We start from the raw sequence: 24,093 nt of genomic DNA on the forward strand, positions 1-24,093 counted from the left end.
GGACGGAGTCGTTCCGGCCCCTGGCAAGTGCAGACCCACTACGAGCCTCTCTCTCATGCGAACACTCAGATGTCGGCAGACTACCGCGAGCGCCTCCGGATTCATCTTCAGGGGTTCCTCATGTCGCGTATGGCTACCGTTGGGTTCTGTGACCGACCGCTTCACCTACCTCGACGCCGCATCGGCCGAACCGCTCCATCCCGCCGCGCGGGAAGTGCTGCTCGCCGCGGCGGAGCAGGGGTACGCCGACCCGCGCCGCCTCCACCGGCCGGCGCGCAACGCCGAACTGCTGCTCTCCAACGCCCGCGAGGTCGTCGCCGAGACGTTGGGGGTGCGTCGAGATGAGGTGCTTTTCACATCGTCGGGGACCGCCGCCGTGCATGCGGGCCTGCTGGGGCTCGGATCACGTGGCATAGGTCACAGTGCCGTCGAACACCAGGCGGTCATCGACGCCGCCCGATGGTCGCAGCGCTCCCCCGTCACCGAGCTGGCCGTCGACGGCGAGGCCCGGGTCGACGTGGCCGCCGTGCGTGACGCGGTGGAGGCCGGAGACGTCGACGTGATCGCCGTCCAGCAGGCCAACCACGAGGTCGGCACCATCCAGCGCCTCGACGAGGTCGCCTCCGCCGCCGGCCCGGCTGCGCTCTTCGTCGATGCCGGCGCCGCCATGGGGCGGCTGCCGCTGCCCTCGGTCGGAGACGCGGTCGCCGGCTCCGCCCGCAAGTGGGGTGGCCCCGGTGGCGTGGGAGTGCTGGTCGTACGCCGGTCCGCCCGGTGGCGCTGGCCGTTCCCGGGCGATGAGTGGTCGCGTACGGACCAGGGGTTCACGAACATCCCCGGGGCCCTGGCGGCCGCGGCGGCGCTCCAGGCGGTCGTCGCCGAGCGCGAGGAGGTCAACGCCCGCCAGCACGAGCTCGTCGCGCTGGTCAGGGAACGCGTCCGGACGGAGATCCCCGACGTGGACGTCGCCGGGCCCGCCGAGGACCGGCTCCCCCACCTGGTCACCTTCTCGGCGCTGTACGTCGACGGCGAGGCGCTGGTGACCGCGCTGGACCGCATCGGCGCCGGTGTCGCCAGCGGCTCGGCCTGCACCTCCGACACCCGCGAACCCTCTCGCGTGCTTGCTGCCATGGGAGCGCTGACACACGGTAACGTTCGGCTATCGCTGACCCGCGACACGACGCGAGAGGATGTGGAGCGCGTGCTCGACGCACTACCCGGGATCGTCAAGGACCTACGCGCCGAGGCCGGCCTGTGAGCGCGCCCAACATCACCCTCGACTGCCGCGGCCAGGCCTGCCCGCGGCCGATCATCGAGCTCGGCCGCCACCTCGGCGACGTCGAGGTCGGCGAGGTCATCGCCGTCGCGGCCGACGACGTGGCCGCCCACCACGACGTACCCGCCTGGGCCCGCATGCGCGGCCAGGAGTTCGTCGGCGAGGTGGAAGCAGAAGACGGCGTACCCGTCTATCGGATACGCCGTCTGAGCTGAGCGGTAGGCATACCCGGTTAACCGGGTACTCCTGCACTTCTCAGGCGTTGCATTGCCAGAGAAGTGCAGGAAACACCGGAGAAGTTCAGGCCTTGATGTGCGGGGCGATCTGGTCCGCTGCGGTGTCGCCGTAGGACTCGCGGACCCGGGCGACGAACTCCTCGGCGGTGAAGGAGTACTCCTGCGGGCCGACGGTCTCGACGCAGTAGGCGGCGAGGACGCAGCCGACCTCGGCGGCCTGCTCGAGCTCGCAGTCCCAGGCCAGGGCGGCCAGGAAGCCGGCGCGGAAGGCGTCGCCGACTCCGGTGGGCTCGATGGCGTTGACGTTCTTCGCGGCCGGTAGCTCGATCGCGTCCTCGCCCTTGCGCTGGATGCGTACGCCGTCCTTGCCGAGCGTGGTGACCTGGGTGCCGACGCGCGCGAGGACCTCGTCGGCGGACCAGCCGGTCTTCTGCTGGAGGACGTGCGACTCGTACTCGTTGGTGAACAGGTACGCGGCGCCGTCGACGAGCTCACGGATGAGCTCGCCGTCGCCGAAGGCCAGCTGCTGGCTCGGGTCGGAGATGAAGGTGTAGCCGCGCTGGCGCGCCTCCTGGGTGTGGCGCTTCATCGCGTCGGGGTCGTCCGGCGCGATCAGCACGAAGGACGGCTCGCCGACCTTGTCGGCGATCGGGCCGAGCTCGATCTCGCGCGCCTCGGCCATCGCGCCCGGGTAGAAGCTGGCGAACTGCGCCATCGCGGTGTCGGTGGTGCACACGAACCGCGCGGTGTGCAGCGTCTCGGAGACGTGCAGGTGGTCGCAGTTGACGCCGTGGCGCTCGAGCCAGGAGCGGTAGTCGGCGAAGTCCTCGCCGACCGCACCCACGAGCACCGGCGCCAGACCGAGGTTGGCCAGGCCGAAGGAGATGTTGGCGCCGACGCCACCGCGGCGGATCTCGAGGTCGTTGACCAGGAAGCTCACCGAGAGCTTGTCGAGCTGGTCGGCGACCAGCGAATCGGCGAACTTTCCGCCGAAGCTCATCAGGTGGTCAGTGGCGATGGAGCCTGCGATCAGGAGTGAACCGGACATGCGCGGAACCCTACCGGCGAGACCTCGGGCGACGTTAAGGCTCGACCGTAGACAGAAGATGAAATATTACCGCTGAGTCGGCCTTCTGCTACCCGTTGGTAGTGCTTACCGTCGTTTGCATGACAGCCATGCGCGTTCCGTACGACGACCTCGACAGCCCCGCGCAGCTCTGCGCCGACTGCGCCGCCGCCGACAGCGCGCTGCGCCTGCCCGCACCACGGGTGCGCGAGGCGGCCCGCCCGGCGCCGTCCGTGCGGATGCAGGCCCGCGAGCCGGGCCACGCCGCGATGCTCGAGGCCTGCGGACACGTCGCCGACGACCTCGCCCTGACCTGAGTCGGACGCCGCCGCGACCGCGTGTCGTGGCTGCCCGCAGACATGAGAGCCCCTGTCACACACAGGGGCTCTCGTCATGTCCGCGACCCGGTCACTCCCTCGCGGTCACCCCGTCCAGGGCGAGGTCGAGAAGCCTCGCGGCGCGGTCTGGGCCGGCGGCCCGGTCACGGCTGATGACCCAGGCGATCCCGGCGGCGAGATCGAAGAGATCGTCCATGAGTACGTCCTGCCTGATGTCACCGGACTCCTGCGCCCGGGCGAGCAGCGTCCGGGTCGTCTCCTGCATGTGCTCACAGGTCACTCCGAGCAGCGACCCCTCCCTGCCGGCAGCGTCGAGCACGCTGCCCGGGAGTCCCCCGTAGGTGCTGATCTGCGCGATCGACGCCAGCAGCCACTCCCGCAGGGCCGTCAGCGGCTCCTCGGCCCCGGCGAGCTCGGTGCCCCGCTTGTGCACCGCCGCCATGTTCTCCGCGAGCGCCGCGGAGATGAGCTCGTCGCGCGTCGGGAAGTGCCGATAGAGCGTCGCGTTCCCGACCCCCGCGGAACGCGCGATCTCGTCGATCGAGGTGTCGACGCCGTAGCGCGCGAAAGCCGCTCGCGCCGCCTCGACGACGGCGTCGTAGTTGCGGCGCGCATCCGCCCGCTTCGGCCGCCTGCTCTCCCAGTCGGTGATCTCGGTCGCAGTCATCATTACCCCTTGACAATAACCGGGGACTATCCCCACATTTGAAATGGGGAGTCTCCCTGGTTCCGATGATAGCGAGGTACGAAGACATGACAGAGCTTCACGAGGCACAGACCGGAAACAGAGCCGGTGCCCGCGGCGGAGGTTGGGCGGTGGCGGCGGTGGTGACCTGCCAGCTGATGCTGATGGTCGACGGCGTGATCGTCACCGTCGCCCTGCCCTACATCCGCGAGGAGTTCGGGCTCAGCGCGGTCGGCCTGTCGTGGGTCGTCTCCGCCTATGCCCTGGCGTTCGCGGGCTTCCTCCTGGTCAGCGGACGGCTCGGGATGATGTTCGGCCCCCGCCGCGTGCTCCTGGCGGGCGCGGCGGTCTTCGTGGTGGCCTCCGCAGCCGGAGGGCTCGCCCCGTCCGGGGAGCTGCTGATCGCAGCTCGCGCCGTGCAGGGCATCGGCGCCGCGCTGGCCGGGCCGGCGATCATGGTGCTGCTGGTCGCGAACACCGACGAAGGGCCGCAGCGACTGCGTGGGATGTCGTGGTTCATCATCGGCTCCAGCCTCGGCAGCTGCCTCGGCCTGGTCGCCGGGGGTGTCTTGACCGTGGCCCTCGACTGGCGCTGGGTGATGCTGATCAACGTGCCCGTCGGTGCGGCGGTCATCGTGGGGACCGTGGCCTTCGTCCGAGAGGCCGACCGGACACCAGGACGCCTGGACATCCCCGGTGCGCTCGCCTCGGCGGTCACCATGGTCGCTCTGGTGCACGGGCTCACCCGAGCGGGACAGGAGGGCTGGGGCGACCCCCTCGTGCTCGGCTCCCTGGCTCTCGCGCTGCTCGCCCTGGTCGTCCTGGTCGCCGTGGAGTCACGCGCGGCACACCCCGTCGTACCGCTCCGGCTTCTCCGCGGCGCCCGCCGCGCCGTGCCCTATGCGGGCATGCTCCTGGTGCCGGCGATGATGATCGGGTTCTTCACGTTCTCGGTGCTCTTCCTGCAGGACGTACGCCACTTCGACGCCCTCGAGGCCGGGTTGGCCTACCTCCCGTGGGGAGCGTCGGTGATCATCGGCGCCCGGCTGGTGCCGGCGCTGGTGACCCGCGTCGGTGACCGCGGCACGATCGTTCTCGGGATCGTCCTCGGCCTGGCCGGGCTGGTCGCGTTCGTACTGCTCGCCGCCGATGCCCCGCTGTGGGCCGGTGTCCTGCTGCCGTGCTTCATCTTCGGCTTCACCGCGCCGTTCTTCTTCACCCCGGCCAGCGCCGCGATCATGGCGGCGGCCGAGGGTGAGGACTCCGGTGCCGCCGCCGGGATGTTCCAGGCGATGCAGCAGCTCGGCGGGGCGATCGGCGTCGCGACGCTCACCGCCGTGTTCACCAGCCGCTCCGCAGCGGGCGTCGAACCGGCGATGGAGACCGCGATGCTCGCCTCCACCGCCTTCGGGCTCGTGCTCCTCGTGCTGGCCCTGGCGACGCCCGCGTTCGCCGGTCGCCGGCCCGCGCCGGTCCCTGCCTGAGCGTCACCGAACGCGCGAGCGCCCCTGTCCGAGTCGGACAGGGGCGCTCGCGCTGATGCTCAGTGGCTGTGCTGACTCAGTGGAACGAGTCGCCGCAGGCGCAGGAGCCGGTGGCGTTGGGGTTGTCGATGGTGAACCCCTGCTTCTCGATGCTGTCCACGAAGTCGATCATGGCGCCGTTGAGGTAGGGAACGCTCATCCGGTCGACGACGACGGAGACACCGTCGAAGTCGGTGACGACGTCACCATCGAGGGTGCGCTCGTCGAAGAAGAGCTGGTAGCGCAGGCCGGAGCAGCCACCGGGCTGCACCGAGATGCGCAGGCTGAGGTCGTCTCGGCCTTCCTGCTCCAGGAGGCTCTTCACCTTCGAAGCGGCAACGTCGCTCACGTTGATGGAGTCTTCGCGGCGTTCGGTCGTCTGCTCGGTCATGTAGCTGGGCTCCCTGTGCGTGGGTGCGGGTGTGTCTTAAGGCTCAATCGTCGCACATCATCGGTTATTCCCGCTGGTCGGCGGACCACGTCCGGGCCACCCTGGCGGCGACCTGGACCAGGGAGTCGTACGCCTGGCCGAGCGCCTGCTCCTCGCCGACGATGTCCACGAGCGAATAGGCGGCGTCGATCCCGAGCGTACGCATCTCCCGCCCGCTCATGCTGACCTTGCCGGCCAGCACGATGCAGGGCCGCAGCGCCCGCTCGGCCAGCTTCGCCACCCCGGCCGGCACCTTCCCGGCCGCGCTCTGCGGGTCGAAGGACCCCTCACCGGTGATCACCAGGTCGGTCCGGGAGGCCAGCTCGGGCAGCCCGAGCAGGTCGGCGACGACGTCGAACCCCGGTCGCCGGGTGGCGCCGAGGAGCAGCAGTGCGAACCCGATCCCGCCGGCCGCTCCCGCGCCCTTCTCGGTGGCGGTCTTACGTGACGTGGCGGCGGCCAGGTCCTGGAGCGCGCCGTCCCAGCGGGGCATGGTCTCCTCGGCCAGCCCCTTCTGAGCGCCGTAGACCTTGATCGCGCCGAAGAGCCCGGTCAGCGGGTTGTCGACGTCGCTGGCGATCACGATCTCGAGGCCCAGCGGCTCGGGGAGCGTGACCTCGCTGATGCCCTCGAGCCCGGCGACACCGGCATCGAGCGGCCGGTCCGCGGTGGCGCCGAGCGCGGCGAGCAGGCCCGCTCCCCCGTCGCTGGTGCCCGAGCCGCCGAGGCCGACCACGACCGATGTCGCGCTGGCGTCGCGGGCGGCGAGGAGCAGCTGGCCCACGCCGTACGAGCTCGCCTGCTCGGCGCCCTTTCCGCCGGTCAGGTGCAGGCCGGCGGCCTGGGCCGACTCGAGGTAGGCGGTCTCGCCGTCGACCAGCACCTGCGCCGTCACCGGCTCACCGTGCGGGCCTCTGACCTCGACCTCGTGGAGGTCGCCGCCGAGGACCTCGTGCAACAGCTCGAGGAAGCCCGGCCCCCCGTCCGCCATCGGCGCGAGCGAGAGCTCGTCGCGGGGCGCCGTACGCCGCCAGCCCTCCGCGATCGCGGCGACCGCCTGGGACGCGGTGAGCGTGCCTGCGTACTTGTCGGGGGCGATCAGCACTCGCATGGCCGAAACCTACCTGCGCCCGGAAGGTCCGGGTGTCTCGCCTGACGTTTTCGGAGTCGTAACCATTCCGCATGCGTCGCGTTAAGGTCGTTTCGTGCGGATCTTCGGGCGGCGCGGGGCCGGCGACTCAGAGACCAGGCGGATCAATGGCTTCTGGACCTGGTGGGCCCAGAAGGGCGCTCTCGCCTGCGGTGCTGCGCTCGACGCCGACGACCAGGAGGCTCTCGTCACGCTGCTGGCCAGGCGGATCGACGCGATCGAGGCGGGCCTGAGCTGGGAGGTCGGCCCCGGGCCGTTGGGCGGCCGGCTGCTGGTCGTCTCGGCCGGCGGCAACCCAGACCATCGCGCGCTGGCACGCCGCTGGCTGCTCGCCGCCCCCGAGCCCGACGGCGTCTCGCCCTGGGAGTTCAGCGACCAGCGCCCGCCCGTCGACGACCCGGTCGAGGCGGTGCTCACCACCCCTTCCGGTGACGCGATCCGGCTCGCCGACGTCCTGGTCGCCGCCAAACAGAACGGCGCGCACTTCGACCTCACCCTCTTCCACCCGGCCTTCCCCGACCTCGCGGACGACGCCCGCCTCCAGGTCGCCTTCCACGCCCTCGACACGACGCTGGGCGAGTCCAGCACGGAACTGTGGATCGGCGAGGTCGAGACCACCACCGCCCGCCCCCGCGACGGCTTCGGCCTCGACGGGCTGCGTGTCGCCGTACGCAACCTCCGCAAGGAGTACGTCGACCCCGACGGCAACCCGGCCTGGGTCCTGCTCCACGGGGAGAGCCCCCAGGGACCGGTGATCGCGAGCGCGGTCGTGCCCCTGCACCCGGTCACCGCACCCAACCTGACCCATCACGTCGGCGTGATGGTCCCCTACGTCGGCTTCGCCGAGCGGGGTCTCCCCTCGCCCGACGCCCTGCGCGAGCTCGGCCAGCTCGAGGACCGGCTCGCCTCGACCCTCGGCCCCGACGGCCGCGTCGTGGCTCACGAGACCACCAACGGCGTACGCCTTCTCCACGCCTATGTCGACCCCACCACCTCTGCCCCGCAACGGCTCGAAGAGACGGTCGGCGGTTGGGTCCACGGAGACGTCGTCACCCGGGTCGACACCGACCCGGGGTGGGATGCCGTGCGCCCGCTGCGTGCCTGATCCGTACCACCATGTGACCCATGCCACCGGGCCGGCGAGCCCTCGACATGTATTATCGTCATCATGACGACTGTCGACCTCCCGCTGCTCCCCCTGGGGCGCGGCACCGACCTGAACTCCGAGCGTGGCGTCGAGTGCCCCGGCGATCTGCCGGCCGCTTCCGACCCTGACCTGGTCAAGCGCGCGCTCGCCGCCAAGGAGAAGCTCGGCGAGAAGGTGTTCGTCCTCGGACACCACTACCAGCGCGACGAGGTCATCCAGTTCGCTGACGTGACCGGGGACTCCTTCAAGCTCGCGCGCGACGCCGCCGCCCGGCCGGACGCGGAGTACATCGTCTTCTGCGGCGTGCACTTCATGGCCGAGTCGGCCGACATCCTCACCTCGCCCGAGCAGGCGGTCATCCTCCCCGACCTCGCGGCCGGGTGCTCGATGGCCGACATGGCGCGGCTGGGCCAGGTCGAGAAGGCCTGGGAGGCGCTCTCGGAAGCCGGTGTGGCCGACCAGGTCGTGCCGGTGACGTACATGAACTCCTCCGCCGACATCAAGGCGTTCTGCGGACGCCACGACGGCGTCGTGTGCACCTCCTCCAACGCGCAGGCCGTGCTGGAGTGGGCCTTCGACCAGAAGGACGATGCCAAGGTCCTCTTCTTCCCCGACCAGCACCTCGGCCGCAACACCGCCGTGCTCAAGCTCGGCATGTCCCTGGGCGACTGCGTGGTCTGGGACCCGCTCAAGCCCGGTGGCGGCCTCAGCGCGGAGGAGCTGCGGGCGGCGAAGGTGATCCTGTGGAAGGGCCACTGCTCGGTCCACGGCCGCTTCTCCCCCGACACCATCGACGACCTGCGCGCCGAGATCCCGGGTGTGCAGATCCTGGTCCACCCCGAGTGCCAGCACGAGGTCGTCCTCAAGGCCGACCTGGTCGGCTCGACCGAGTTCATCATCTCGACCATCGAGGCCGCTCCCGCCGGGTCGGCCTGGGCGATCGGCACCGAGCTCAACCTGGTCAAGCGCCTCGCCAACGCCCACCCCGACAAGCGGATCGTCTTCCTCGACCGCACCGTCTGCTACTGCTCGACGATGAACCGCATCGACCTCCCCCACCTCGTCTGGGCCCTCGAGTCCCTCGCCGAGGGTCAGGTCGTGAACCGCATCGAGGTCGACCCCGACACCGAGCGCTACGCCAAGCTCGCCCTCCAGCGCATGCTCGACCTGCCAGGCAAGACGCAGGACGACTGACCCTGTCCACCCGGCGCCGAGGTCGGCGCCGGGTCAGGTGTCGTTGAGCCAGGCCAGGACCGCGAGCACGCGACGGTTGTCGTCGCTGGCCTGGGGCAGGTCGAGCTTGGTGAAGATCGAGCTGATGTGCTTGCCGACCGCCTTCTCGGTGACGAAGAGCTGAGCGGCGATGGCGGCGTTCGAGCGCCCCTCGGCGATCAGCGTCATCACCTCGCGCTCACGCTCGGTGAGGCGGTCGAGCGGGCGTTCCCGGCGGGTGAGGAGCGCGGCCACGACCTCCGGGTCGAGGACGGTCCCGCCACCGGCGACCTGGCGGACCGCTCCGAGGAAGGCGTCGACATCGGCGACGCGGTCCTTGAGCAGGTAGCCGACCGCGCCCTCTCCCCCGGCGAGCAGGTCGCGCGCGTAGAGCGGCTCGACGTACTGGCTCAGCACCAGCACCGGAAACCCCGACCGCGCCTGCCTGACCTCGATCGCGGCGGTGATGCCCTCGGTGGTGAAAGACGGAGGAAGACGTACGTCGACCACCGCCGCGTCCACGTCCGGCCGGAGCAGAGCCCGGGCCAGGGCAGGCGCGTTGTCGACGGCCTCGACGACCTCGATCCCGCCTGCCTCGAGGATCCGGGTGAGGCCGACGCGGAGCAGCGCCTGGTCCTCGGCCAGGACCACCCTCAGATCCGGCAAGGCACCTCCAGCGTGATCAGGGTCGGTCCACCGGCGGGGCTCTCGACCTCGACGGTGCCGTCGAAGGCGGCCAGCCTGGATGCGACCCCGGCGAGCCCCTGTCCGGTCGCGTCGGCGCCGCCACGGCCGCTGTCCCCCACCACGATCCGCAGCCGCTGCCCGTTGTGGCTGCCGCGTACGAACGCCCGGTCGGCGCCGGAGTGCTTGACCGCGTTGGCCAGGCACTCGGCCACCGCGAAGTAGGCCGCCGACTCGACCGGGTCGGGCAGCCGCCCGGGCAACTCGATGGCGACGGTGACCGGCAGCGGCAGTCCGACGGTGAGGGCCTGGACCGCTCCCACGAGGCCACGGTCGGCGAGCACGGGCGGCAGGATCCCGCGTACGACTCCACGCAGGTCCTCCAGCGCGGACACCGTGGTCTCGCGGGCCTCGCGCAGCAGCGCGGCGGCAGCGTCCGGGTCGCTCGCCATCAGCTTCTCGGCCAGCCCGACGCTCATCCCGACGGCGGCGATCCTGGCCTGAGCACCGTCGTGGAGGTCGCGCTCGATGCGGCGCAGCTCGGCCGCCGAGTGGTCCAGCGTCTCGGCGCGGGTCGACTCGACCTTCTCCACCCTGGCGGCCAGTGTGGCGACCTCCCCCTGACCGAAGATGCCACGCTCGGCCAGCGCCCGTGCCCGGACCAGGCCCGGGGTCGTCACCCACCAGACCAGCAGCAGCGGGCCGGTGAGCAGGAGCAGCATCCAGGCCACCCAGGTGATGCCGCTCAACGCCAGGATCAGCCAGGTCAGCGGCACGGTCAGGAACGCCGCGGGCAGCAGGGAGAGCACGAAGCCGCCGGTCGCCGAGAAGCAGCAGAAGGCGAAGTCGCGCCACCGCGCCTTGTCCCGAAGCCACCGGAACGGCCGGGTGAGGACCGGCAGCGCACTCAGGTCCGCGTACGTCTCCGGGATCGTCTCCCCGAGGAGCATGCCGCTCACCCGGCGATGCACCCCGGCGACGGCCTGGGTGGCCGGCACCGCGCCCAGGGCGATCGCGATGCCGACGCCGAACACCAGCCCGAGCGGGATCGAGAGCACGGTGAGGATCGCCAGCACCAGGGCGGGCACCATCATCAGGGCATAGCCCAGCGACAGTCCGGTCAGCCGGAGCCGCTCGATGAGCGCCTGCCCGCTGAACGGCTCCGGTCGCACGGTCCGGATCGGTGCATCCCACTCGGTCATCAGGAGTGAGTGTGACATCAGCGAGCGCCGGACGTCGTGCGTAATGCCCGGCTCGTCGCGCCGGCCGCAGAGGCCAGCGTGAGCACCACGGCTCCGGCGATCAGCAGAGGCGGCAGCCAGAGCTGTGCATCGGGGATCAGACCCTCACCCCGGACGTAGGCGAACGGGACGATCGTCGCCTGGGCGGCGAGCAGACCGATGACGGTGCCGACCGCGGCGACCACACCGGCCTCGGCGAGGATCGAGCCACGCACCTGACCGGGAGTGGCACCGAGCAGCCGCAGCCGGTGCAGCTCCAGGCGCCGGTCGGCGAGGAGGGCGGCGAAGGCGTTGACGACCATGATCGCGGCGAACGCGCAGATCATCGCGGTGACCACGTTGTTGAGCAGGTTGATCGTCTCGTAGCCCTCGGTGACCTCCGGCGGCAGGCCGGTGGGCAGCGTACGCTCGTCGATCCCGACCAGCATCAGGATGCTGACCGCGGCCGCGGAGAGGACCATCACCGGGGCGAGCACCCCGGCGAGCAGGTGGGACCTCCGCGAGGTGTTGTACGCCGCCAGGTGCCCGCTCGTGCCGCCCAGCAGCGGCCGCAGCACCCAGCTCCCGGCCCGCAGCAGCAGCGGCGCCAGGGCGGCGAGACCCACCGCGACCAGGAGTCCGAGGGAACCGGTCATCGCCATCGCGTCGTACGGGTCGGCGGCATCCTTGCCCGCGACCATGGTCATCACGACCATGGTCGTGGCATGGCCGACGGCGACCACGGCCACCACCCACCGCCACCAGGCGATGCGTCCGTTGCCCGACCTGGCTTCGGAGAGAGCGACGGTCGCCGGTCCCCGGGAGGCACGTGACCCGGCCAGGCCGGAGGCGGCCAGGGAGACGAGCAGGAGCAGGGCGACGGTCGCGGCGAGCGCGATCCAGCCGCCCGAGTGGGCGACCTGCTCGCTGACGACGCCACCGGACTGCAGCAGGTCGAGGAGCGCCCGGCTGGTCAGGCTCGCCACGAGGGCGCCGAGGACGGCGGCGACGAGCGCGACCACGAGCGTCTCCGCCCGTACCAGCGTGCGGACCTGACGGGGCTCGGCGCCGACGGTGCGCAGCAGGCCGATCTCGACCTCGCGCTGCCGGACGGTGACCCCGACGGTGGAGACGATCGAGAAGAGCGCGATGACGGTGCCCCAGGCTCCGACCACCCCGCCGAGGACGAGCAGGGTCTCCCGCTCGGCGCTCGGCGTGCCGGAGTCGAGCCCGACCTGGATCAACGGCGTGAACGAACCCATCACCGCCGTGCCCAGCAGGATCGCGAGGAAGGTCGCGGTCATGGCGGTGGCGCGATGGCGCAGCGAGCGCAGTGCCAGGGACAACATCACACCATCTCCCGCTCGGCCCGGGCGGTGAGCTCGTCGAGGTGCGCCATCTGGCCGGCGACGGCCTCCGCGGCAGGGTTGTCCATCCGCCCCACGGCACGGCCGTCGACGAGGAAGACCACGCTGTCCGCGTACGCAGCGGCGACCGGGTCGTGGGTCACCATCACCACGGTCGCGCCGAGCTCGCGGACGAGGCTGCGGAGCAGGGCGAGCACCGAGGCGGCCGTGCGGGAGTCGAGGGCTCCGGTCGGCTCATCGGCGAGGACGATGTCGGGACCGGTCACCAGCGCCCGGGCGATCGCGACCCGCTGCTGCTGGCCGCCGGAGAGCTGTGCCGGCAGGTGGCCGGTGCGATCGCCCAGGCCGACGCGGTCGAGCAGGTCGCAGATCCGGCGGCGGGCCGCCGCGTCGATCCGGCCGCCGGCCAGCCGCCGCGGCAGCGCGACGTTCTGCTCGGCGGTGAGGTAGGGCAGCAGGTGGAAGCCCTGGAAGACGAACCCGATCCGCTCACGGCGCAGCCTGGTCCGGCGCGCCTCGGTCAGCTCGGTGACGTCCTGGCCGGCGATGACGACCCGGCCGCCCGTCGGCTGCTCCAGCGCTCCGGCGCAGGTCAGGAAGGTGGACTTGCCGGAGCCGGAGGGCCCCATCACGGCGGTGAACGTGCCCGGCGCGCAGGCCAGGTCGAGCCCGTTGAGCGCGGTCACGGCGGCCGCGCCGGTGCCGTAGGTCCTGGTGAGGCCGGTGACCTCGAGGGCGGGTGTGGTCATGGGGTGGCTCCTGGGTTTCGGGTGGCTGATGTCACCCTTCGACGCTAAGGAACCCGCCGCTCTCCCACGATGGGCTCAAGGAGCCGACCCGGGTAGGGAAAACCCCACCTCATCCCTGCGACGAGCGCGGGAGGCGTACGGCGATGGTGGTGTCGCCCGGCGCGCTGGCGAGGGTCACGGTGCCGCCGTGGGAGGTGACGATGGCGTGGACGATCGCGAGGCCGAGACCGGCGCCGCCGTCGCGCTGACGAGCCTCGTCGGCGCGGGTGAAGCGCTCGAAGGCGTGCGGTACCAGGGCCGGAGGGAAGCCGGGGCCGTCGTCGTGGACGTCGAAACCATCAGGACGTACGCGGACGGTGACCGTGGTGCCGGCGGGCGTGTGCCGGCGCTCGTTGGTGAGCAGGTTGCTGATCACCTGGTGGAGGCGCTGGGCGTCGCCGGTGACGATCACCTCGGCGTCACCGGAGTCGGCGTCGGCCGGCAGTTCGAGCCGCCAGGTGTGTGAGGGGGCGACTACGCGGGCGTCGTCGACGGCCTCGAGGAGCAGCCTGGTCAGATCGACCGAGTCGCGGGCGAGCGGACGGCCCTGGTCGAGGCGAGCGAGCAGGAGCAGATCCTCGACCAGGGCGGTCATCCGCAGCGACTCCTCCTCGACCTTGCCCAGCGCCGTCGGGACCGCCTCGGGCCGCTGCTGGGCCAGCTCGGTGTAGCCGCGGATCGTGGTCAGCGGGGTGCGCAGCTCGTGGGAGGCGTCGGCCACGAACTGGCGTACCTGCTGCTCGCTGCGGTGACGCTCGGCCAACGAGGTCTCGACGTGGTCGAGCAGCGAGTTGAGCGCGGCCCCGACCTGGCCGACCTCGGTGTCCTCGTCGGTGAGCCGCTCGGGCACCCGTTGGGTCACCGAGACCTCACCGGAGGAGAGCGGCAGCGCGGCGACGGTGTGCGCGGTGGCCGCGACCTCGCGCAGCGGGCTGAGCTGGCGGCGTACGACGACATAGCCGGCGCCCGCGGCGGCCAGGACACCCAGCAGGGTCAGCAGCGCCTCCCAGAAGACGAGGCTCTCGATCGTGTTGTCGACCTCGGCGGTCGGCATCCCCATTACGAGCACGGCCCTCTCCCCGGTCAGATCGACGGTGACCGCTTGGGCGACTGCACGAAAGCCTCCCTCGTCGGGAAGCTCCACATCGTGGGTGCGAGCGTCGACACGTACATCCTTCAACGCCTCCAGGTCGGCGTCGGAGAGTTCGTCCTCTGCGTCGCGGTCAAAGCTCCCGACCCCGCTCTGCTCCTGGCTGGCCGCAGGGAAGACGGCCCATACCGCACCTGGCGGTACGACGATGCGATTGCCCGCGGGCGACGGACCGCCAATCCGACGCGACATCTCCTCGACGTCCCGGTCGAGACGGTCCATCAATGTCTGTCGCAGCGCGATCGTGGCGAAGGTGGCGATCAGGAGCGAGACGACCAGCACCAGGGAGACCGCGGTGATGACCAGGCGCGAGCTCAGCGGCGCGACCAGTCGCTGCAGCCGGATCACTCAGCGGCCTTCAGCACGTAGCCCGCGCCGCGCATCGTGTGGATCATCGGGTCCCGGCCGGCGTCGATCTTCTTGCGCAGGTAGGAGATGTAGAGCTCGACGACGTTGGCCTGGCCGCCGAAGTCGTAGGACCAGACCCGGTCGAGGATCTGGGCCTTCGACAGCACCCGGCGCGGGTTGCGCATCAGGAAGCGGAGCAGCTCGAACTCGGTGGCGGTGAGGGTGATCTCCTCCTCGCCACGATGCACTTCGCGCGAGTCCTCGTCCATCGTCAGGTCGCCGACGCGGATCACCGAGTGCTCCTCGACCCGGGTCGCGCCCGCCCGCCGCATCAGCCCACGCAGCCGGGCGACGAGCTCCTCGAGCGAGAACGGCTTGGTGACGTAGTCGTCACCACCCGCGGTCAGCCCGGCGACCCGGTCCTCGACCGCGTCCTTGGCGGTGAGGAAGAGGACGGGTACGGACGGGTTGGTGGACCGGACCCGGCGCATGACCTCGAGCCCGTCGAAGTCGGGGAGCATCCAGTCGAGCACGATCGCGTCGGGAGCGGTCTCCTTCGCGGCGGCCACGGCCTTGGAGCCGGAGTGGGCCATGGTGATCTCCCAGCCCTCGAACCGCAGCGCCATCGCGATCAGCTCGGCGATGTTCACCTCGTCGTCCACGACGAGCACCCGCAGCGGCGAGCCGTCGGCGCGGGTCAGGTCCTTTCCTCCAGCAGTCATGACCCCATCATGCGACGGTTTGCTGTGTGGTGCCTGTGAGGTCACTGTGGTGTGTTGATGTCACCGCTGACCGACGGCTCGGCGGGCCGTGTGGACCATCAGATCCGCACGCACCTCCACCTGCTCGGGGAGGACCGCGGCCAGGTCGGCGAAGAGCGCGGACCGGTCGGCGGCCGGAAGGATCCGGATCGCGGAGATGGTGTCGAGGTGGCGCACGTAGTCCGCTCGAGCGAGGGTGAACCGGCGCGGCACCTCCCGCTGCCGTACGTCGCTCAGCCGGCCGTCGGCCAGCATCTCGTCCCCCGGGAACAGCATCGGCGCGTCCACCGCGGACGGCGGCGGGATGTGCCGGCCCGCCGGGGCGTACGCCGCGATCATCTCCTCCTCGACCACCGCGACCTCATCGTCGGCCAGCACGAACGGGCCGCCGAAGAAGGCCACCGCTCCCCCGTCTCGGACCAGCGCGGTGGCGAGGTCCCACCGCGTCGCCGGCGCCGTCCAGTGCCACGAGGCGGCCGCGTAGAGCAGGTCGAAGGGCTCGTAGACCGCCGGGTCGAGCTCCTCCAGAGCGGCGCGCACAGTGGTCACCGGGAGCCCGGCGCACTCGCGCCGAAGCACCCCGAGCATGTCGGCGTCGGGGTCGGTCGCGACCACTTCGATGCCCGCGGCCGCGAACGTCCGGGTCGCCTTCCCGGTGCCGGCGCCGATCTCGATCGCCCGACGCACCGGGCCGTCGGCGACGTCGCTCACCAGCGCGACCAGGTCGTCGGGGTAGCCGGGGCGGAACCGCTCGTAGTCCTCCGCGACCGCGCCGAAGCTCCGCGCCCGTTCCGTCTCAGCCTCAGAATCGGTCACAGCCCGGGAGCTCCCCAGACGGCGAGCCAGCGGGAGAGATCCTTCTCGACCGGTAGATCGCCCTCGACCGCGCTGCGGACGTTGATCTCGAGCAGGTTGTCGCGCTGCTGCGGGCCGGTCGGGACGAAGGGGTAGAAGGTGCCCTGCTTGTAGAGGTAGATCAGGCCGACGCTGCGCCCGTCGGCGCCCGCGCTGCTGTCACGGAAGGCGATCAGCGAGCACAGCAGGCCGGGGCCGAAGCCGTTCATCTCCAGGGTGGTGTTGACCGCGTGCAGGTCGGTGACCAGGCCTGTGATGTCGGGGTTGTCCGGGTCCAGCGGCTCGTGGTCGACGCTGAGCCAGGTGAAGCCGAACTCGTCGACGCTCGTGGTCACCGTCGGCGCGCCCTCGGAGGCGCCGAGCAGCTCGACGATGTCGCTCTGCGTCCCGGCGAACCCTGCCCCCGCCGCGGCCCGGTAGCAGACCGCGCCGTCGCCGGTCGGGACCAGGCCGAGCGAGGTCTGCATGGTGAGTGCGGCAGTCGGCACCGCGAACAGTGCGTCGAGGTTGGCCTGCTTCGGTCGCGTACGACCCGTGATGACATCCCAGAAGCCCACGAGGGCGACCCTACTGCGCCGGACGGCCCAGCTCGGCCTCGATCCGGGCGAGTTGCTCCAGCCGCTGTTCCAGCGACGGATGGGTCGAGGTGAGCGTACGCAGCGACTGGCCGCTGATCGCCGGCGCGATGAAGAACGCGTTCATCGCCTGCGACGACCGCAAATCGCGGCTCGGGATCGCGGAGATCTCACCGGTGATCTTCTGCAGCGCGCTGGCCAGCGCGCCCGGCTTCATGGTCAGCTGCGCGCCGGCGCGGTCGGCGGCCAGCTCTCGGTAGCGCGACAGCATCCGCAGCAGCAGCCAGGAGACGGCGTAGACGGCCAGCGAGACCAGCAGCACCACCAGCCACACCGGCAGACCGTTGTTGTTGTCGCGGCGGCCGCCACCTGCGTACGCACCGTACTGGGAGCCGCGGCTCAGCATCCCGGCCACGATGCCGGCCGAGGAGGCGACCGTCATCACCAGCACGTCGCGGTGGGCGACGTGGGAGAGCTCGTGGGCGAGCACGCCCTCCAGCTCCTCGGCGGTGAGGCGCTGCATGATGCCGGTGGTCACCACGACCGCGGACCGCTTCGGCGAACGGCCGGTGGCGAAGGCGTTGGGCATGTCGGTGTGCGCGATCCCGACCCGCGGCTTCGGCATGTCGGCCAGGGTGCACAGCCGGTCGATCATCGCGTGCAGCTCGGGCGCCTCCTGAGCCGACACCTCGCGCGCGCCCATGGCGCGCATCGCGAGGGTGTCGGAGGCGTACCACTGCCACCAGGCGATGCCGAGCCCGACGATGCCGATGATCGGCGCCCACTGCGCGGGCATGACGAACATCAGCGCCACGATGAGCCCGACGAACAACGCGCCGAGCAGGAACATCACCGTGGTCATCCGGACGGTCAGCCCGGCATCACCCTGGAAGCGGGACATCAGCCGGGGATGAGGCCCTCGTCGCCAAGCATCTCGGAGACCTCGGCGAGCGTGGAGCCGGGTCCGGGAAGGATCAGGTCGGAGGAGTCGATCGCGTCGACCGGGTGGGCGGTGCCCAGCGAGCGTACGCCGTTGAGCAGCGCCTCCAGGGCCGCGTCGAAGACGGCCTCGTCGGTGCCCTTGCAGGCGGTCTCGACTGCGGCGTCGAGCTCGTTGAGCTTGTCCACGGCGGCCTCGTCGAGGTCGTACTGCCCCTCGCCCAGGATGCGTACGATCACTGCTCGGCCTTCTTCTCGGTCGACTCCACGTCGATGACCGGCGCGTTGGCGTCGGCACCGGGCAGCGCCTGGGTCTGCTGCGGGGAGTTGAGGCCCTTGAGCGCGGCGAGCTCGGCCTCGACGTCGTTGGTCGAGCTCAGCGCGTCGAGCTGGCGGGTGATGTCGTCGGACGGACCGGCGGTCAGGTCGTCGAGGGCACCGGAGGCGAGCAGCTCGTCGACGGCGCCGGCGCGAGCCTGCATCTCCAGGGTCTTGTCCTCGGCACGCTGCATGGCCATGCCGACGTCGCCCATCTCCTCGCCGATGCCGGAGATCGCCTCGTTGATCCGGGTCTGCGCCTCGGCGGCGGTGTAGGTCGCCTTGATGGTCTCCTTCTTGGTGCGGAAGGACTCCACCTTCGCCTGCAGCCGCTGCTGCGCGAGGGTGAGCTTCTCCTCCTCGCCCTGAAGGGTGCCCAGCTGGGTGTTGAGGTCGTTCATCTGCTGGGTGAGACCGCTCTTGCGCGTGAGGGCCTCACGGGCGAGATCCTCACGGTTCATCTCGATGGCCTTCTGGGCCTGCTGGGTGAGCTTGTCGGACTGCTGCTTGAGCCCGTTGATCTGCAGCTCGACGCGCTTGCGGCTGGTCGCGACGTCCGCGACACCGCGGCGCACCTGCTGCAGCATCTGAAGCTGCTTCTGGTAGCTGTAGTCGAGCACCTCCCGTGGGTCCTCGGCCTTGTCGAGCGCCTTGTTTGCCTTCGCCTTGAAGACCAGGCTCAGCCGCTTCATCACACTCATCGGTTCCCTTTACGCCTCTCATATGCGGCCGACCGCCGGCCGCCCCGCGTCGTCGCTTGCCGCTGGACTCTCGTCGTCCTAGGACAAGTGTTGCCTCTCACCTTAGGCCGGGTCCACAAAACTCGCTGTCAGGGTCCTTCGGGATATCCTGTATGTGTCCCAGCCAACAGTAAGAGGTCCCTCCGTTGTTCGGTCGCAAGTCCCCCGCCCCGCAGGTCGTCGAGCCCGAGAACCCGGTCAAAGAGACCGGTAAGGGTCGTCCGACCCCTTCGCGCAAGGAAGCGGAGGCGGCCCGCAAGGCGCGCCTCAAGCAGCCGCGCTCCCGCAAGGAGATCAACGCCGCCAACCGCGCCCAGCGCTCCGAGCAGGGCGACAAGATGCGCCAGGCGATGAAGACCGGCGACGAGCGCTACCTCCCGCTGCGCGACAAGGGCCCGGTCAAGCGCTTCATCCGCGACTGGATCGACGCCCGGTTCACCTTCGCCGAGATCGTGCTCCCGGTGCTGATCATCGCGCTCGTGGTGCCCTACATCAGCCTCGAGCTGGCGATGTACTCCCAGCTCTTCACCCTCGTCGTGATGGCCACCGTGATCATCAACCTGGTCGCGCTGCGCTTCCTGCTCCGCAAGGAGCTCAAGCGTCGCTTCCCCGACAACGACCTCAAGGGCACCACCTACTACGCGATCATGCGCTCGATCCAGATCCGCCCCCTGCGCCTGCCCAAGCCGCAGGTCAAGATCGGCACGCAGCTCCCCGACGACTACCGCTGAGTCTCGTCTGACCCGGGAGGGTCTTCGACCTCGCAGATCAGGCTGGCGCCGCCGGCGTGGCTCTGGAAGCTCCAGCCGCTGGTCAGATCGGTGAGCTTGTCGGCGATGAAGGACTCCGGTGCCTCCGCGGGCATCGAGGTGAGGGTCCAGACCGTGGAGAGCTCGACCCGGGTCGGCGTACGCCACGCCAGCTTGACCCAGATCTCGCCGGGCAGGTTCGAGATGGCCACATGGACGCCGAAGGCGGCGAGCACCTCGAGCCGATTGGCGGCACGGTCGCCGACGACTCGTGAGTCGGTCCACGCCCGCACCTGGCTCATCGCCTGGTCCGGCGTCAGCAGATCGGCCGCATCCTCGCGGTCCGTCTCGTGGACGTGGTTGCTCATCAAGTGACCTTTCGGGTGGGGGCTGGGGTGTCCGGAGCCGTCCGGATGTCCCAGATGGTGTCGAGGCCGGCTCGTCGAAGCCGGCCGGCGAGCGCGGGATCAGCGTTGCGGAGGCGAAGCGGCACGCCCCGCGTACCGCAGCGCCGCTTGGCCCACAGCAGCGCCGCGACAGTCGTGGAGGAGAACCCGGTCAGACCTGCCAGGTCGACCACGACCGCCTCCGGACCGCCCGCGAGCATCTCCGACAGCCGCCAGCGCAGGATGTGGATCGCCCGCAGGCAGGTGGCGTCCGAGAACGGGACGACGACGGTCTCGTCGACCGGGTAGAAGTCCCCCTCGCTCATGCCGCCCACACTGCCCGCGGCGTATGGAGGGCCCTTCGCAGTTTCGTGTCAGTTTCGTGTCACTTGCGGCGGGTACGCCGCGACGGGTCGGCCTCCTGACCGCTCGGGTGAGACGATGCGAGACGTGCAAGAGGCAGCAAAGCGAGTGCTCATCCTGGAGGACGACTACGGGCTGCGTACCTCACTCCGGCTCTTCCTCGAGCAGGAGGGGTACGCGGTCGGTGAGGCCGACGACGCCGAGGTCGCCCTCGACCTGGACGCCCTCGAGCCGTACGACGTGATGCTCGTCGACCTGATGCTCGGCGGCATCGACGGATTCACCTTCATCCGCAGCGTCCGCCCGCGAACGACGGCTCCGATCATCGTCATCAGCGCTCGCGACGGGTCCAAGGACGTGGTCGCGGCGCTGGAGGCAGGAGCAGACGACTACGTACGCAAGCCGTTCGACGTCGCCGAGGTCAGGGCCCGGATCAAGGCCGCGCTGCGGCGCCCGGACTACCCGCTCGTGTCCTCCTCGAGTGGCTACACCCCGGTCGGGGGCATCGTGCTCGACTCGACCCACGGACCGCTGGTCTTCGACCCGGCGGCCGCCACCCTGCGCCGCGGCGCCGAGGACCTGCACCTCACCAGCACGGAGTTCAAGCTCCTCCTCGCGCTGACGGCCAGCCCCGGACGGGTGATGACCCGCGAGAACCTGGTCAGCCAGATGTGGCCCGAGGGCCACCATGGCGACGTCCGGGTCGTCGACGTGCACGTCAGCCGGTTGCGCAACAAGGTCGACAGCGACCCGACGGCCGGCGGCGTCATCTCGACGGTCCGTGGGCTGGGCTACCGGCTGGATCCGCGATGATCCGGTGGCCACCCCGGCGCGGGCTGCGCGCCAACGTCGTGGCGGCGTTCGCCGCCGGCGCACTGCTGATCAGCCTGATCCTCGCCTGCAGCACCTACTTCTCGGCGCGTCACTACCTGATCGTCCAGCGCGAGCGGAACGCGTTGCAGCAGGCCTACATCGACGCCGCCCTGGTCAAGGAGCGACTGCGCACGAACGGCGTGAACGTCGCCGAGGTCCTCTCCGAGATCGCCCCGCCGCGGCGCACCACGGTATTCGTCCACCAGGACGGACAGTGGTACTCCTCCGACCTCACCACGCAGGTCCACGACGCCACCAGCAACGTCGCGACCAGCGTGGAAGCCGGAGACGTGGCGCTGTCCTGGACCGATACGAACGACCGACCCAACATCGTGGTCGGCGTCCCGCTCGAGGGCGTGGACGCCGACTACTACGAGGTCACCCACGCCAAGGAGCTCAGCGAGACCCTCGACACGATGGGCTACGCGGTCACGATCTCCGCGGCCATCACGACCCTCGCCGGCGGACTCCTGGGCTGGTACGCCGCCCGGCGGGTGCTGCGGCCGCTGCGGCAGGTCGCACTGGCCGCCGCCCGGATCTCCGCCGGAGAGCTCGACACCCGGGTCGAGGCGACCGACGACCCCGACCTGGCCACCCTCACCGGGTCGTTCAACACCATGGTCGACACCGTCGTCGAGCGCCTCGACCATGACGCCCGCTTCGCGGCCGACGTCAGCCACGAGCTCCGTACGCCGGTCGCCACCCTCACCACCAGCCTCGGTGTCCTGCAGGGCGACCCCACGCTCTCGCCGAGCTCGGCGACCGCCGTCGGGCTGATGGCCGGCGAGCTGGAGCGGTTCCGCGGTGCACTGGAGGACCTGATCACGCTGGGACGGCTCGATGCGGGCGTACGCGAGTCGGAGTGGGAGGTGCTGAGCGTCGCGGACCTGGTCGCCGCGACGCTCGCCGAGGCCGAGATCGGCGACCAGGCCACCGTCGACGTCCCCGCCGATCTCGCGATCTACGCCGACCGGCTCCAGGTGCACCGGGCGCTGGCCAACCTGGTGCGCAACGCCGAGACCCACGGGGGCGGCCTGACCTCGATACGCGCGATCGCACGACGCGGCTACGCCGAGATCCATGTCTCCGACTCCGGCCCCGGGGTCCCAGCCGCCGAACGAGAACGCATCTTCGACAGGTTCGCCCGGATGGGCGCCCGCGGCGCGACCACTGGGAGCGGGCTCGGGCTGAGCATCGTCGAGCAGACCGCGCAGCTCCACGACGGCTCGGTCTGGTGTCGCGAGGCCGCCTCCGGCGGCGCCGACTTCGTGCTCTCCTTCCCGCTGGCGCCCACGGCGAGGACCGCCTCGGGTCGAGAGGCGACATGAGGGCGGTGCGTACGTCCTGGGCGGCGGGCGCCGCCGGCCTCCTCCTGCTCGCGGTGGCGTCGTGCGGAGTCCCCGACGACGACCAGGTACGCACCGTCGACCCGTCAGAGGTGCCGTACCACCTGCTCGAGGACGTGGACGATGTCCCCTCGGGCGCCGCGAGCGCTGTCGCCGGACCGCGGCTCTACTGGGTCGACGCCGAGGACCGGCTCGTCGGCCGGCCCGCGGGGAGCTTCTGCGCGAAGACCCTCACCGGGGTCGCCAGGAACATCCTCGGCCAGCTCGGCGACGGGCCCTCGGCGCGCGACCTGGGCTCCGGCCTCGGCACGGCTCTGCCTCCGGACAGGTGGCTTAATCTCGTGGCGATCACCGATCGCACCGCCCACCTCCGCATCTCCACGGACGACGCGATCGCCACCAACCGAGTCGTGCTCGCGACGGCCCAGACTGTGCTGTCGCTGACCTCGATCCCCGGCGTGGACCAGGTGGAGATGGAGTACGACACCGGGCCGCTGCAGGTTCCGCGGTCCTCGGGCGAGCTCGCCGACGGACCGCTGCGACACGACGACTACCGGAGCCTGCTCGCCGATCCCGACGATCCCGCCGAGCAGCCCAAGGACGAGCTGCTCCGACGCGGCGACCTCTGCCCGGGCTGACTCCCCCGGCCTCAGACCAGCCCGAGCACGTCCTCCAAGCCGACCGTGAGCCCGGGCCGCGAGCCGATGCCGCGGATCGCGGCGAGTACGCCATGGGCGAAGGAGGCGTGCGAGAGCGAGTCGTGGCGGATGGTCAGGAGCTCGCCGACACCGCCGAGGATGACCTCCTGGTGGGCGACCGATCCGGACATCCGCAGGGAGTGCACCGGGATGCCCTCCACAGAGGCCCCACGGGCCCCGTCGAGGGCCGAGGTGGTCGCGTCGGGCGCCGGGTCCACCCCGGCCTCCCGGCGCGCCGCAGCGACGAGCTCGGCGGTCCTGCGTGCCGTACCCGAAGGAGCGTCGGCCTTCCGCTCGTGGTGGGTCTCGACGATCTCCACGGACGGGAAGTGGGCGGCGGCGAGCTCGGCGAACCGCATCATCAGCACCGCGCCGACCGAGAAGTTGGGCACCACCATCGCGCCGACGCCCGGGTTCTTCGCCAGCCAGGCCTCGAGCTGCTCGACGCGGTCGGGCCCGAAGCCCGAGGTGCCGATCACCGTGTGCACGCCGTGGGACAGGCAGAACTCCGCGTTGCCCATCACCGCCTCGAGCGTGGTGACGTCGACGGCCACCTCGGCACCGGCGTCGGTGATCGCCGACAGCTCGTCGTCGCGACCGATCCTGGCGACGAGCTCCAGGTCATCGGCGGACTCGACGGCCTCGCAGACCGCCGAACCGAGCTTGCCACGTGCACCGAGAACAGCCACCTTAGTCATGAGGCCACACCTTATAGATCACGCTCCAGCAACGATCGACCACCATCCGGTGAACAAATTGCGAGGCTTGTTCAGAGCTTGTCGAAGGGGCTGTGAGCGGAACCGTATGAGGATCTGGCAGTCTTGGACCCATGGTGGTGCAGACGATCCCTGCTCGGATCCGTTGGGCCGT

28 protein-coding genes are annotated in these 24,093 nt (G+C 70.7%); 10 read left to right on the forward strand and 18 right to left on the reverse strand.

Annotation, left to right across the window (positions count from 1 at the left end; genetic code table 11):
* Positions 1-148 precede the first annotated feature (148 nt).
* Positions 149-1,258, forward strand: coding sequence for a cysteine desulfurase family protein (locus ABTW65_RS15600; protein WP_350661553.1), 1,110 nt, complete (start codon positions 149-151; stop codon positions 1,256-1,258).
* Positions 1,255-1,491, forward strand: coding sequence for a sulfurtransferase TusA family protein (locus ABTW65_RS15605; RefSeq protein WP_350661555.1), 237 nt, complete (start codon positions 1,255-1,257; stop codon positions 1,489-1,491). Before ABTW65_RS15600 ends, ABTW65_RS15605 begins: the two co-directional genes overlap by 4 nt.
* An 85-nt stretch (positions 1,492-1,576) precedes the next feature.
* On the opposite strand, the gene ABTW65_RS15610 is transcribed toward ABTW65_RS15605, so the two are convergent.
* Positions 1,577-2,560, reverse strand: coding sequence for a carbohydrate kinase family protein (locus ABTW65_RS15610; RefSeq protein WP_350661557.1), 984 nt, complete (start codon positions 2,558-2,560; stop codon positions 1,577-1,579).
* 119 nt (positions 2,561-2,679) lie between these two features.
* Here ABTW65_RS15610 and ABTW65_RS15615 point away from each other — a divergent pair, with 119 nt between their 5' ends.
* On the forward strand, positions 2,680-2,895 hold the full coding sequence (locus ABTW65_RS15615; protein ID WP_350661559.1) for a hypothetical protein: 216 nt from the start codon (positions 2,680-2,682) through the stop codon (positions 2,893-2,895).
* 91 nt (positions 2,896-2,986) lie between these two features.
* Here the strand turns inward: ABTW65_RS15615 and ABTW65_RS15620 are convergent, their stop codons facing one another.
* On the reverse strand, positions 2,987-3,583 hold the full coding sequence (locus ABTW65_RS15620) for a TetR/AcrR family transcriptional regulator (protein WP_350661561.1): 597 nt from the start codon (positions 3,581-3,583) through the stop codon (positions 2,987-2,989).
* Positions 3,584-3,669: 86 nt separating this feature from the next.
* Here ABTW65_RS15620 and ABTW65_RS15625 point away from each other — a divergent pair, with 86 nt between their 5' ends.
* On the forward strand, positions 3,670-5,085 hold the full coding sequence (locus ABTW65_RS15625) for an MFS transporter (RefSeq protein ID WP_350661563.1): 1,416 nt from the start codon (positions 3,670-3,672) through the stop codon (positions 5,083-5,085).
* Positions 5,086-5,161: 76 nt separating this feature from the next.
* Here ABTW65_RS15625 and erpA read toward each other — a convergent pair whose 3' ends face one another.
* A complete protein-coding gene (gene erpA / locus ABTW65_RS15630; RefSeq protein ID WP_350661565.1) occupies positions 5,162-5,515 on the reverse strand; it encodes an iron-sulfur cluster insertion protein ErpA in 354 nt (117 codons plus the stop codon).
* A gap of 64 nt (positions 5,516-5,579) precedes the next feature.
* A complete protein-coding gene (locus tag ABTW65_RS15635; RefSeq protein ID WP_350661567.1) occupies positions 5,580-6,665 on the reverse strand; it encodes a glycerate kinase family protein in 1,086 nt (361 codons plus the stop codon).
* A gap of 94 nt (positions 6,666-6,759) precedes the next feature.
* Between ABTW65_RS15635 and ABTW65_RS15640 the strand changes: the two genes are divergently transcribed.
* Together ABTW65_RS15640 and nadA are read left to right on the forward strand one after the other, a co-directional pair.
* Positions 6,760-7,809, forward strand: coding sequence for a DUF695 domain-containing protein (locus ABTW65_RS15640; RefSeq protein ID WP_350661569.1), 1,050 nt, complete (start codon positions 6,760-6,762; stop codon positions 7,807-7,809).
* 63 nt (positions 7,810-7,872) lie between these two features.
* Positions 7,873-9,045: a quinolinate synthase NadA gene (gene nadA, locus ABTW65_RS15645; protein ID WP_350661571.1), complete on the forward strand. Its 1,173-nt coding sequence runs from the start codon at positions 7,873-7,875 to the stop codon at positions 9,043-9,045.
* A 33-nt stretch (positions 9,046-9,078) separates the two neighbouring features.
* On the opposite strand, the gene ABTW65_RS15650 is transcribed toward nadA, so the two are convergent.
* The 11 genes from ABTW65_RS15650 to ABTW65_RS15700 form a co-directional block, all read right to left on the reverse strand.
* Positions 9,079-9,720, reverse strand: a complete 642-nt coding sequence (locus tag ABTW65_RS15650) for a LuxR C-terminal-related transcriptional regulator (RefSeq protein ID WP_350661933.1) — start codon at positions 9,718-9,720, stop codon at positions 9,079-9,081.
* Positions 9,717-10,949, reverse strand: a complete 1,233-nt coding sequence (locus ABTW65_RS15655; protein WP_350661573.1) for a sensor histidine kinase — start codon at positions 10,947-10,949, stop codon at positions 9,717-9,719. The genes ABTW65_RS15650 and ABTW65_RS15655 overlap by 4 nt, the downstream gene beginning before the upstream one ends.
* A 17-nt stretch (positions 10,950-10,966) precedes the next feature.
* Entirely contained in the window at positions 10,967-12,316 is a 1,350-nt protein-coding gene (locus ABTW65_RS15660) for an FtsX-like permease family protein (protein ID WP_350661574.1), read from the reverse strand.
* Positions 12,316-13,083 (reverse strand): ABC transporter ATP-binding protein, encoded by a 768-nt coding sequence (locus tag ABTW65_RS15665; protein ID WP_350661576.1) that lies wholly within the window; start codon positions 13,081-13,083, stop codon positions 12,316-12,318. Before ABTW65_RS15665 ends, ABTW65_RS15660 begins: the two co-directional genes overlap by 1 nt.
* Before the next feature lie 109 nt (positions 13,084-13,192).
* The gene (locus tag ABTW65_RS15670; RefSeq protein ID WP_350661578.1) at positions 13,193-14,620 is read right to left on the reverse strand and encodes a sensor histidine kinase; all 1,428 of its coding nucleotides are present in this window, start codon (positions 14,618-14,620) and stop codon (positions 13,193-13,195) included.
* Positions 14,617-15,342 carry a response regulator transcription factor gene (locus ABTW65_RS15675; protein WP_350661580.1) on the reverse strand — a complete coding sequence of 242 codons (726 nt, stop codon included), beginning with the start codon at positions 15,340-15,342 and terminating at the stop codon, positions 14,617-14,619. Before ABTW65_RS15675 ends, ABTW65_RS15670 begins: the two co-directional genes overlap by 4 nt.
* Positions 15,343-15,402: 60 nt before the next feature.
* Positions 15,403-16,197: a class I SAM-dependent methyltransferase gene (locus ABTW65_RS15680; RefSeq protein WP_350661581.1), complete on the reverse strand. Its 795-nt coding sequence runs from the start codon at positions 16,195-16,197 to the stop codon at positions 15,403-15,405.
* On the reverse strand, positions 16,194-16,793 hold the full coding sequence (gene pspAB / locus ABTW65_RS15685; RefSeq protein WP_350661584.1) for a PspA-associated protein PspAB: 600 nt from the start codon (positions 16,791-16,793) through the stop codon (positions 16,194-16,196). The genes ABTW65_RS15680 and pspAB overlap by 4 nt, the downstream gene beginning before the upstream one ends.
* Before the next feature lie 10 nt (positions 16,794-16,803).
* Entirely contained in the window at positions 16,804-17,712 is a 909-nt protein-coding gene (gene htpX, locus ABTW65_RS15690; protein ID WP_350661586.1) for a zinc metalloprotease HtpX, read from the reverse strand.
* Entirely contained in the window at positions 17,712-17,990 is a 279-nt protein-coding gene (gene pspAA, locus ABTW65_RS15695; RefSeq protein WP_350661588.1) for a PspA-associated protein PspAA, read from the reverse strand. Before pspAA ends, htpX begins: the two co-directional genes overlap by 1 nt.
* Entirely contained in the window at positions 17,987-18,769 is a 783-nt protein-coding gene (locus ABTW65_RS15700) for a PspA/IM30 family protein (protein ID WP_350661590.1), read from the reverse strand. Before ABTW65_RS15700 ends, pspAA begins: the two co-directional genes overlap by 4 nt.
* A gap of 185 nt (positions 18,770-18,954) precedes the next feature.
* Between ABTW65_RS15700 and ABTW65_RS15705 the strand changes: the two genes are divergently transcribed.
* Complete coding sequence (locus ABTW65_RS15705; RefSeq protein ID WP_350661592.1) at positions 18,955-19,539, forward strand: DUF3043 domain-containing protein; 585 nt, start codon at positions 18,955-18,957, stop codon at positions 19,537-19,539.
* Here ABTW65_RS15705 and ABTW65_RS15710 read toward each other — a convergent pair.
* The gene (locus ABTW65_RS15710) at positions 19,530-19,925 is read right to left on the reverse strand and encodes a hypothetical protein (RefSeq protein ID WP_350661594.1); all 396 of its coding nucleotides are present in this window, start codon (positions 19,923-19,925) and stop codon (positions 19,530-19,532) included. The two genes, ABTW65_RS15705 and ABTW65_RS15710, sit on opposite strands and share 10 nt — an antisense overlap.
* On the reverse strand, positions 19,925-20,269 hold the full coding sequence (locus ABTW65_RS15715; RefSeq protein ID WP_350661596.1) for an STAS domain-containing protein: 345 nt from the start codon (positions 20,267-20,269) through the stop codon (positions 19,925-19,927). The genes ABTW65_RS15710 and ABTW65_RS15715 overlap by 1 nt, the downstream gene beginning before the upstream one ends.
* Before the next feature lie 124 nt (positions 20,270-20,393).
* On the opposite strand from ABTW65_RS15715, the gene ABTW65_RS15720 reads away from it, so the two are divergent.
* The 3 genes from ABTW65_RS15720 to ABTW65_RS15730 are packed head-to-tail and all read left to right on the forward strand — an operon-like array spanning position 20,394 to position 23,163.
* Entirely contained in the window at positions 20,394-21,119 is a 726-nt protein-coding gene (locus ABTW65_RS15720) for a response regulator transcription factor (RefSeq protein WP_350661597.1), read from the forward strand.
* Positions 21,116-22,507, forward strand: a complete 1,392-nt coding sequence (locus ABTW65_RS15725) for a sensor histidine kinase (protein ID WP_350661599.1) — start codon at positions 21,116-21,118, stop codon at positions 22,505-22,507. The genes ABTW65_RS15720 and ABTW65_RS15725 overlap by 4 nt, the downstream gene beginning before the upstream one ends.
* Positions 22,504-23,163 (forward strand): GerMN domain-containing protein, encoded by a 660-nt coding sequence (locus ABTW65_RS15730; protein WP_350661601.1) that lies wholly within the window; start codon positions 22,504-22,506, stop codon positions 23,161-23,163. The genes ABTW65_RS15725 and ABTW65_RS15730 overlap by 4 nt, the downstream gene beginning before the upstream one ends.
* 11 nt (positions 23,164-23,174) lie before the next feature.
* Here ABTW65_RS15730 and dapB read toward each other — a convergent pair whose 3' ends face one another.
* Entirely contained in the window at positions 23,175-23,921 is a 747-nt protein-coding gene (dapB, locus tag ABTW65_RS15735) for a 4-hydroxy-tetrahydrodipicolinate reductase (RefSeq protein WP_350661603.1), read from the reverse strand.
* Positions 23,922-24,093: the final 172 nt, after the last annotated feature.

The sequence above is a fragment of the Nocardioides sp. NPDC127503 genome (assembly GCF_040302165.1).
Lineage (GTDB): Bacteria > Actinomycetota > Actinomycetes > Propionibacteriales > Nocardioidaceae > Nocardioides.

Excerpts from the sequence above, each read along its gene's own strand:
- ABTW65_RS15635 (WP_350661567.1), bottom strand. The coding sequence starts at position 6,665 with ATGCGAGTGCTGATCGCCCCCGACAAGTACGCAGGCACGCTCACCGCG.
- ABTW65_RS15625 (WP_350661563.1), top strand. The coding sequence starts at position 3,670 with ATGACAGAGCTTCACGAGGCACAGACCGGAAACAGAGCCGGTGCCCGC.
- ABTW65_RS15660 (WP_350661574.1), bottom strand. The coding sequence starts at position 12,316 with ATGTTGTCCCTGGCACTGCGCTCGCTGCGCCATCGCGCCACCGCCATG.
- ABTW65_RS15620 (WP_350661561.1), bottom strand. The coding sequence starts at position 3,583 with ATGACTGCGACCGAGATCACCGACTGGGAGAGCAGGCGGCCGAAGCGG.
- ABTW65_RS15725 (WP_350661599.1), top strand. The coding sequence starts at position 21,116 with ATGATCCGGTGGCCACCCCGGCGCGGGCTGCGCGCCAACGTCGTGGCG.
- ABTW65_RS15655 (WP_350661573.1), bottom strand. The coding sequence starts at position 10,949 with ATGACCGAGTGGGATGCACCGATCCGGACCGTGCGACCGGAGCCGTTC.
- dapB (WP_350661603.1), bottom strand. The coding sequence starts at position 23,921 with ATGACTAAGGTGGCTGTTCTCGGTGCACGTGGCAAGCTCGGTTCGGCG.
- htpX (WP_350661586.1), bottom strand. The coding sequence starts at position 17,712 with ATGTCCCGCTTCCAGGGTGATGCCGGGCTGACCGTCCGGATGACCACG.
- ABTW65_RS15665 (WP_350661576.1), bottom strand. The coding sequence starts at position 13,083 with ATGACCACACCCGCCCTCGAGGTCACCGGCCTCACCAGGACCTACGGC.
- ABTW65_RS15710 (WP_350661594.1), bottom strand. The coding sequence starts at position 19,925 with ATGAGCAACCACGTCCACGAGACGGACCGCGAGGATGCGGCCGATCTG.
- ABTW65_RS15715 (WP_350661596.1), bottom strand. The coding sequence starts at position 20,269 with ATGAGCGAGGGGGACTTCTACCCGGTCGACGAGACCGTCGTCGTCCCG.
- ABTW65_RS15675 (WP_350661580.1), bottom strand. The coding sequence starts at position 15,342 with ATGACTGCTGGAGGAAAGGACCTGACCCGCGCCGACGGCTCGCCGCTG.
- ABTW65_RS15730 (WP_350661601.1), top strand. The coding sequence starts at position 22,504 with ATGAGGGCGGTGCGTACGTCCTGGGCGGCGGGCGCCGCCGGCCTCCTC.
- erpA (WP_350661565.1), bottom strand. The coding sequence starts at position 5,515 with ATGACCGAGCAGACGACCGAACGCCGCGAAGACTCCATCAACGTGAGC.
- ABTW65_RS15610 (WP_350661557.1), bottom strand. The coding sequence starts at position 2,560 with ATGTCCGGTTCACTCCTGATCGCAGGCTCCATCGCCACTGACCACCTG.
- ABTW65_RS15615 (WP_350661559.1), top strand. The coding sequence starts at position 2,680 with ATGACAGCCATGCGCGTTCCGTACGACGACCTCGACAGCCCCGCGCAG.
- ABTW65_RS15700 (WP_350661590.1), bottom strand. The coding sequence starts at position 18,769 with ATGAGTGTGATGAAGCGGCTGAGCCTGGTCTTCAAGGCGAAGGCAAAC.
- nadA (WP_350661571.1), top strand. The coding sequence starts at position 7,873 with ATGACGACTGTCGACCTCCCGCTGCTCCCCCTGGGGCGCGGCACCGAC.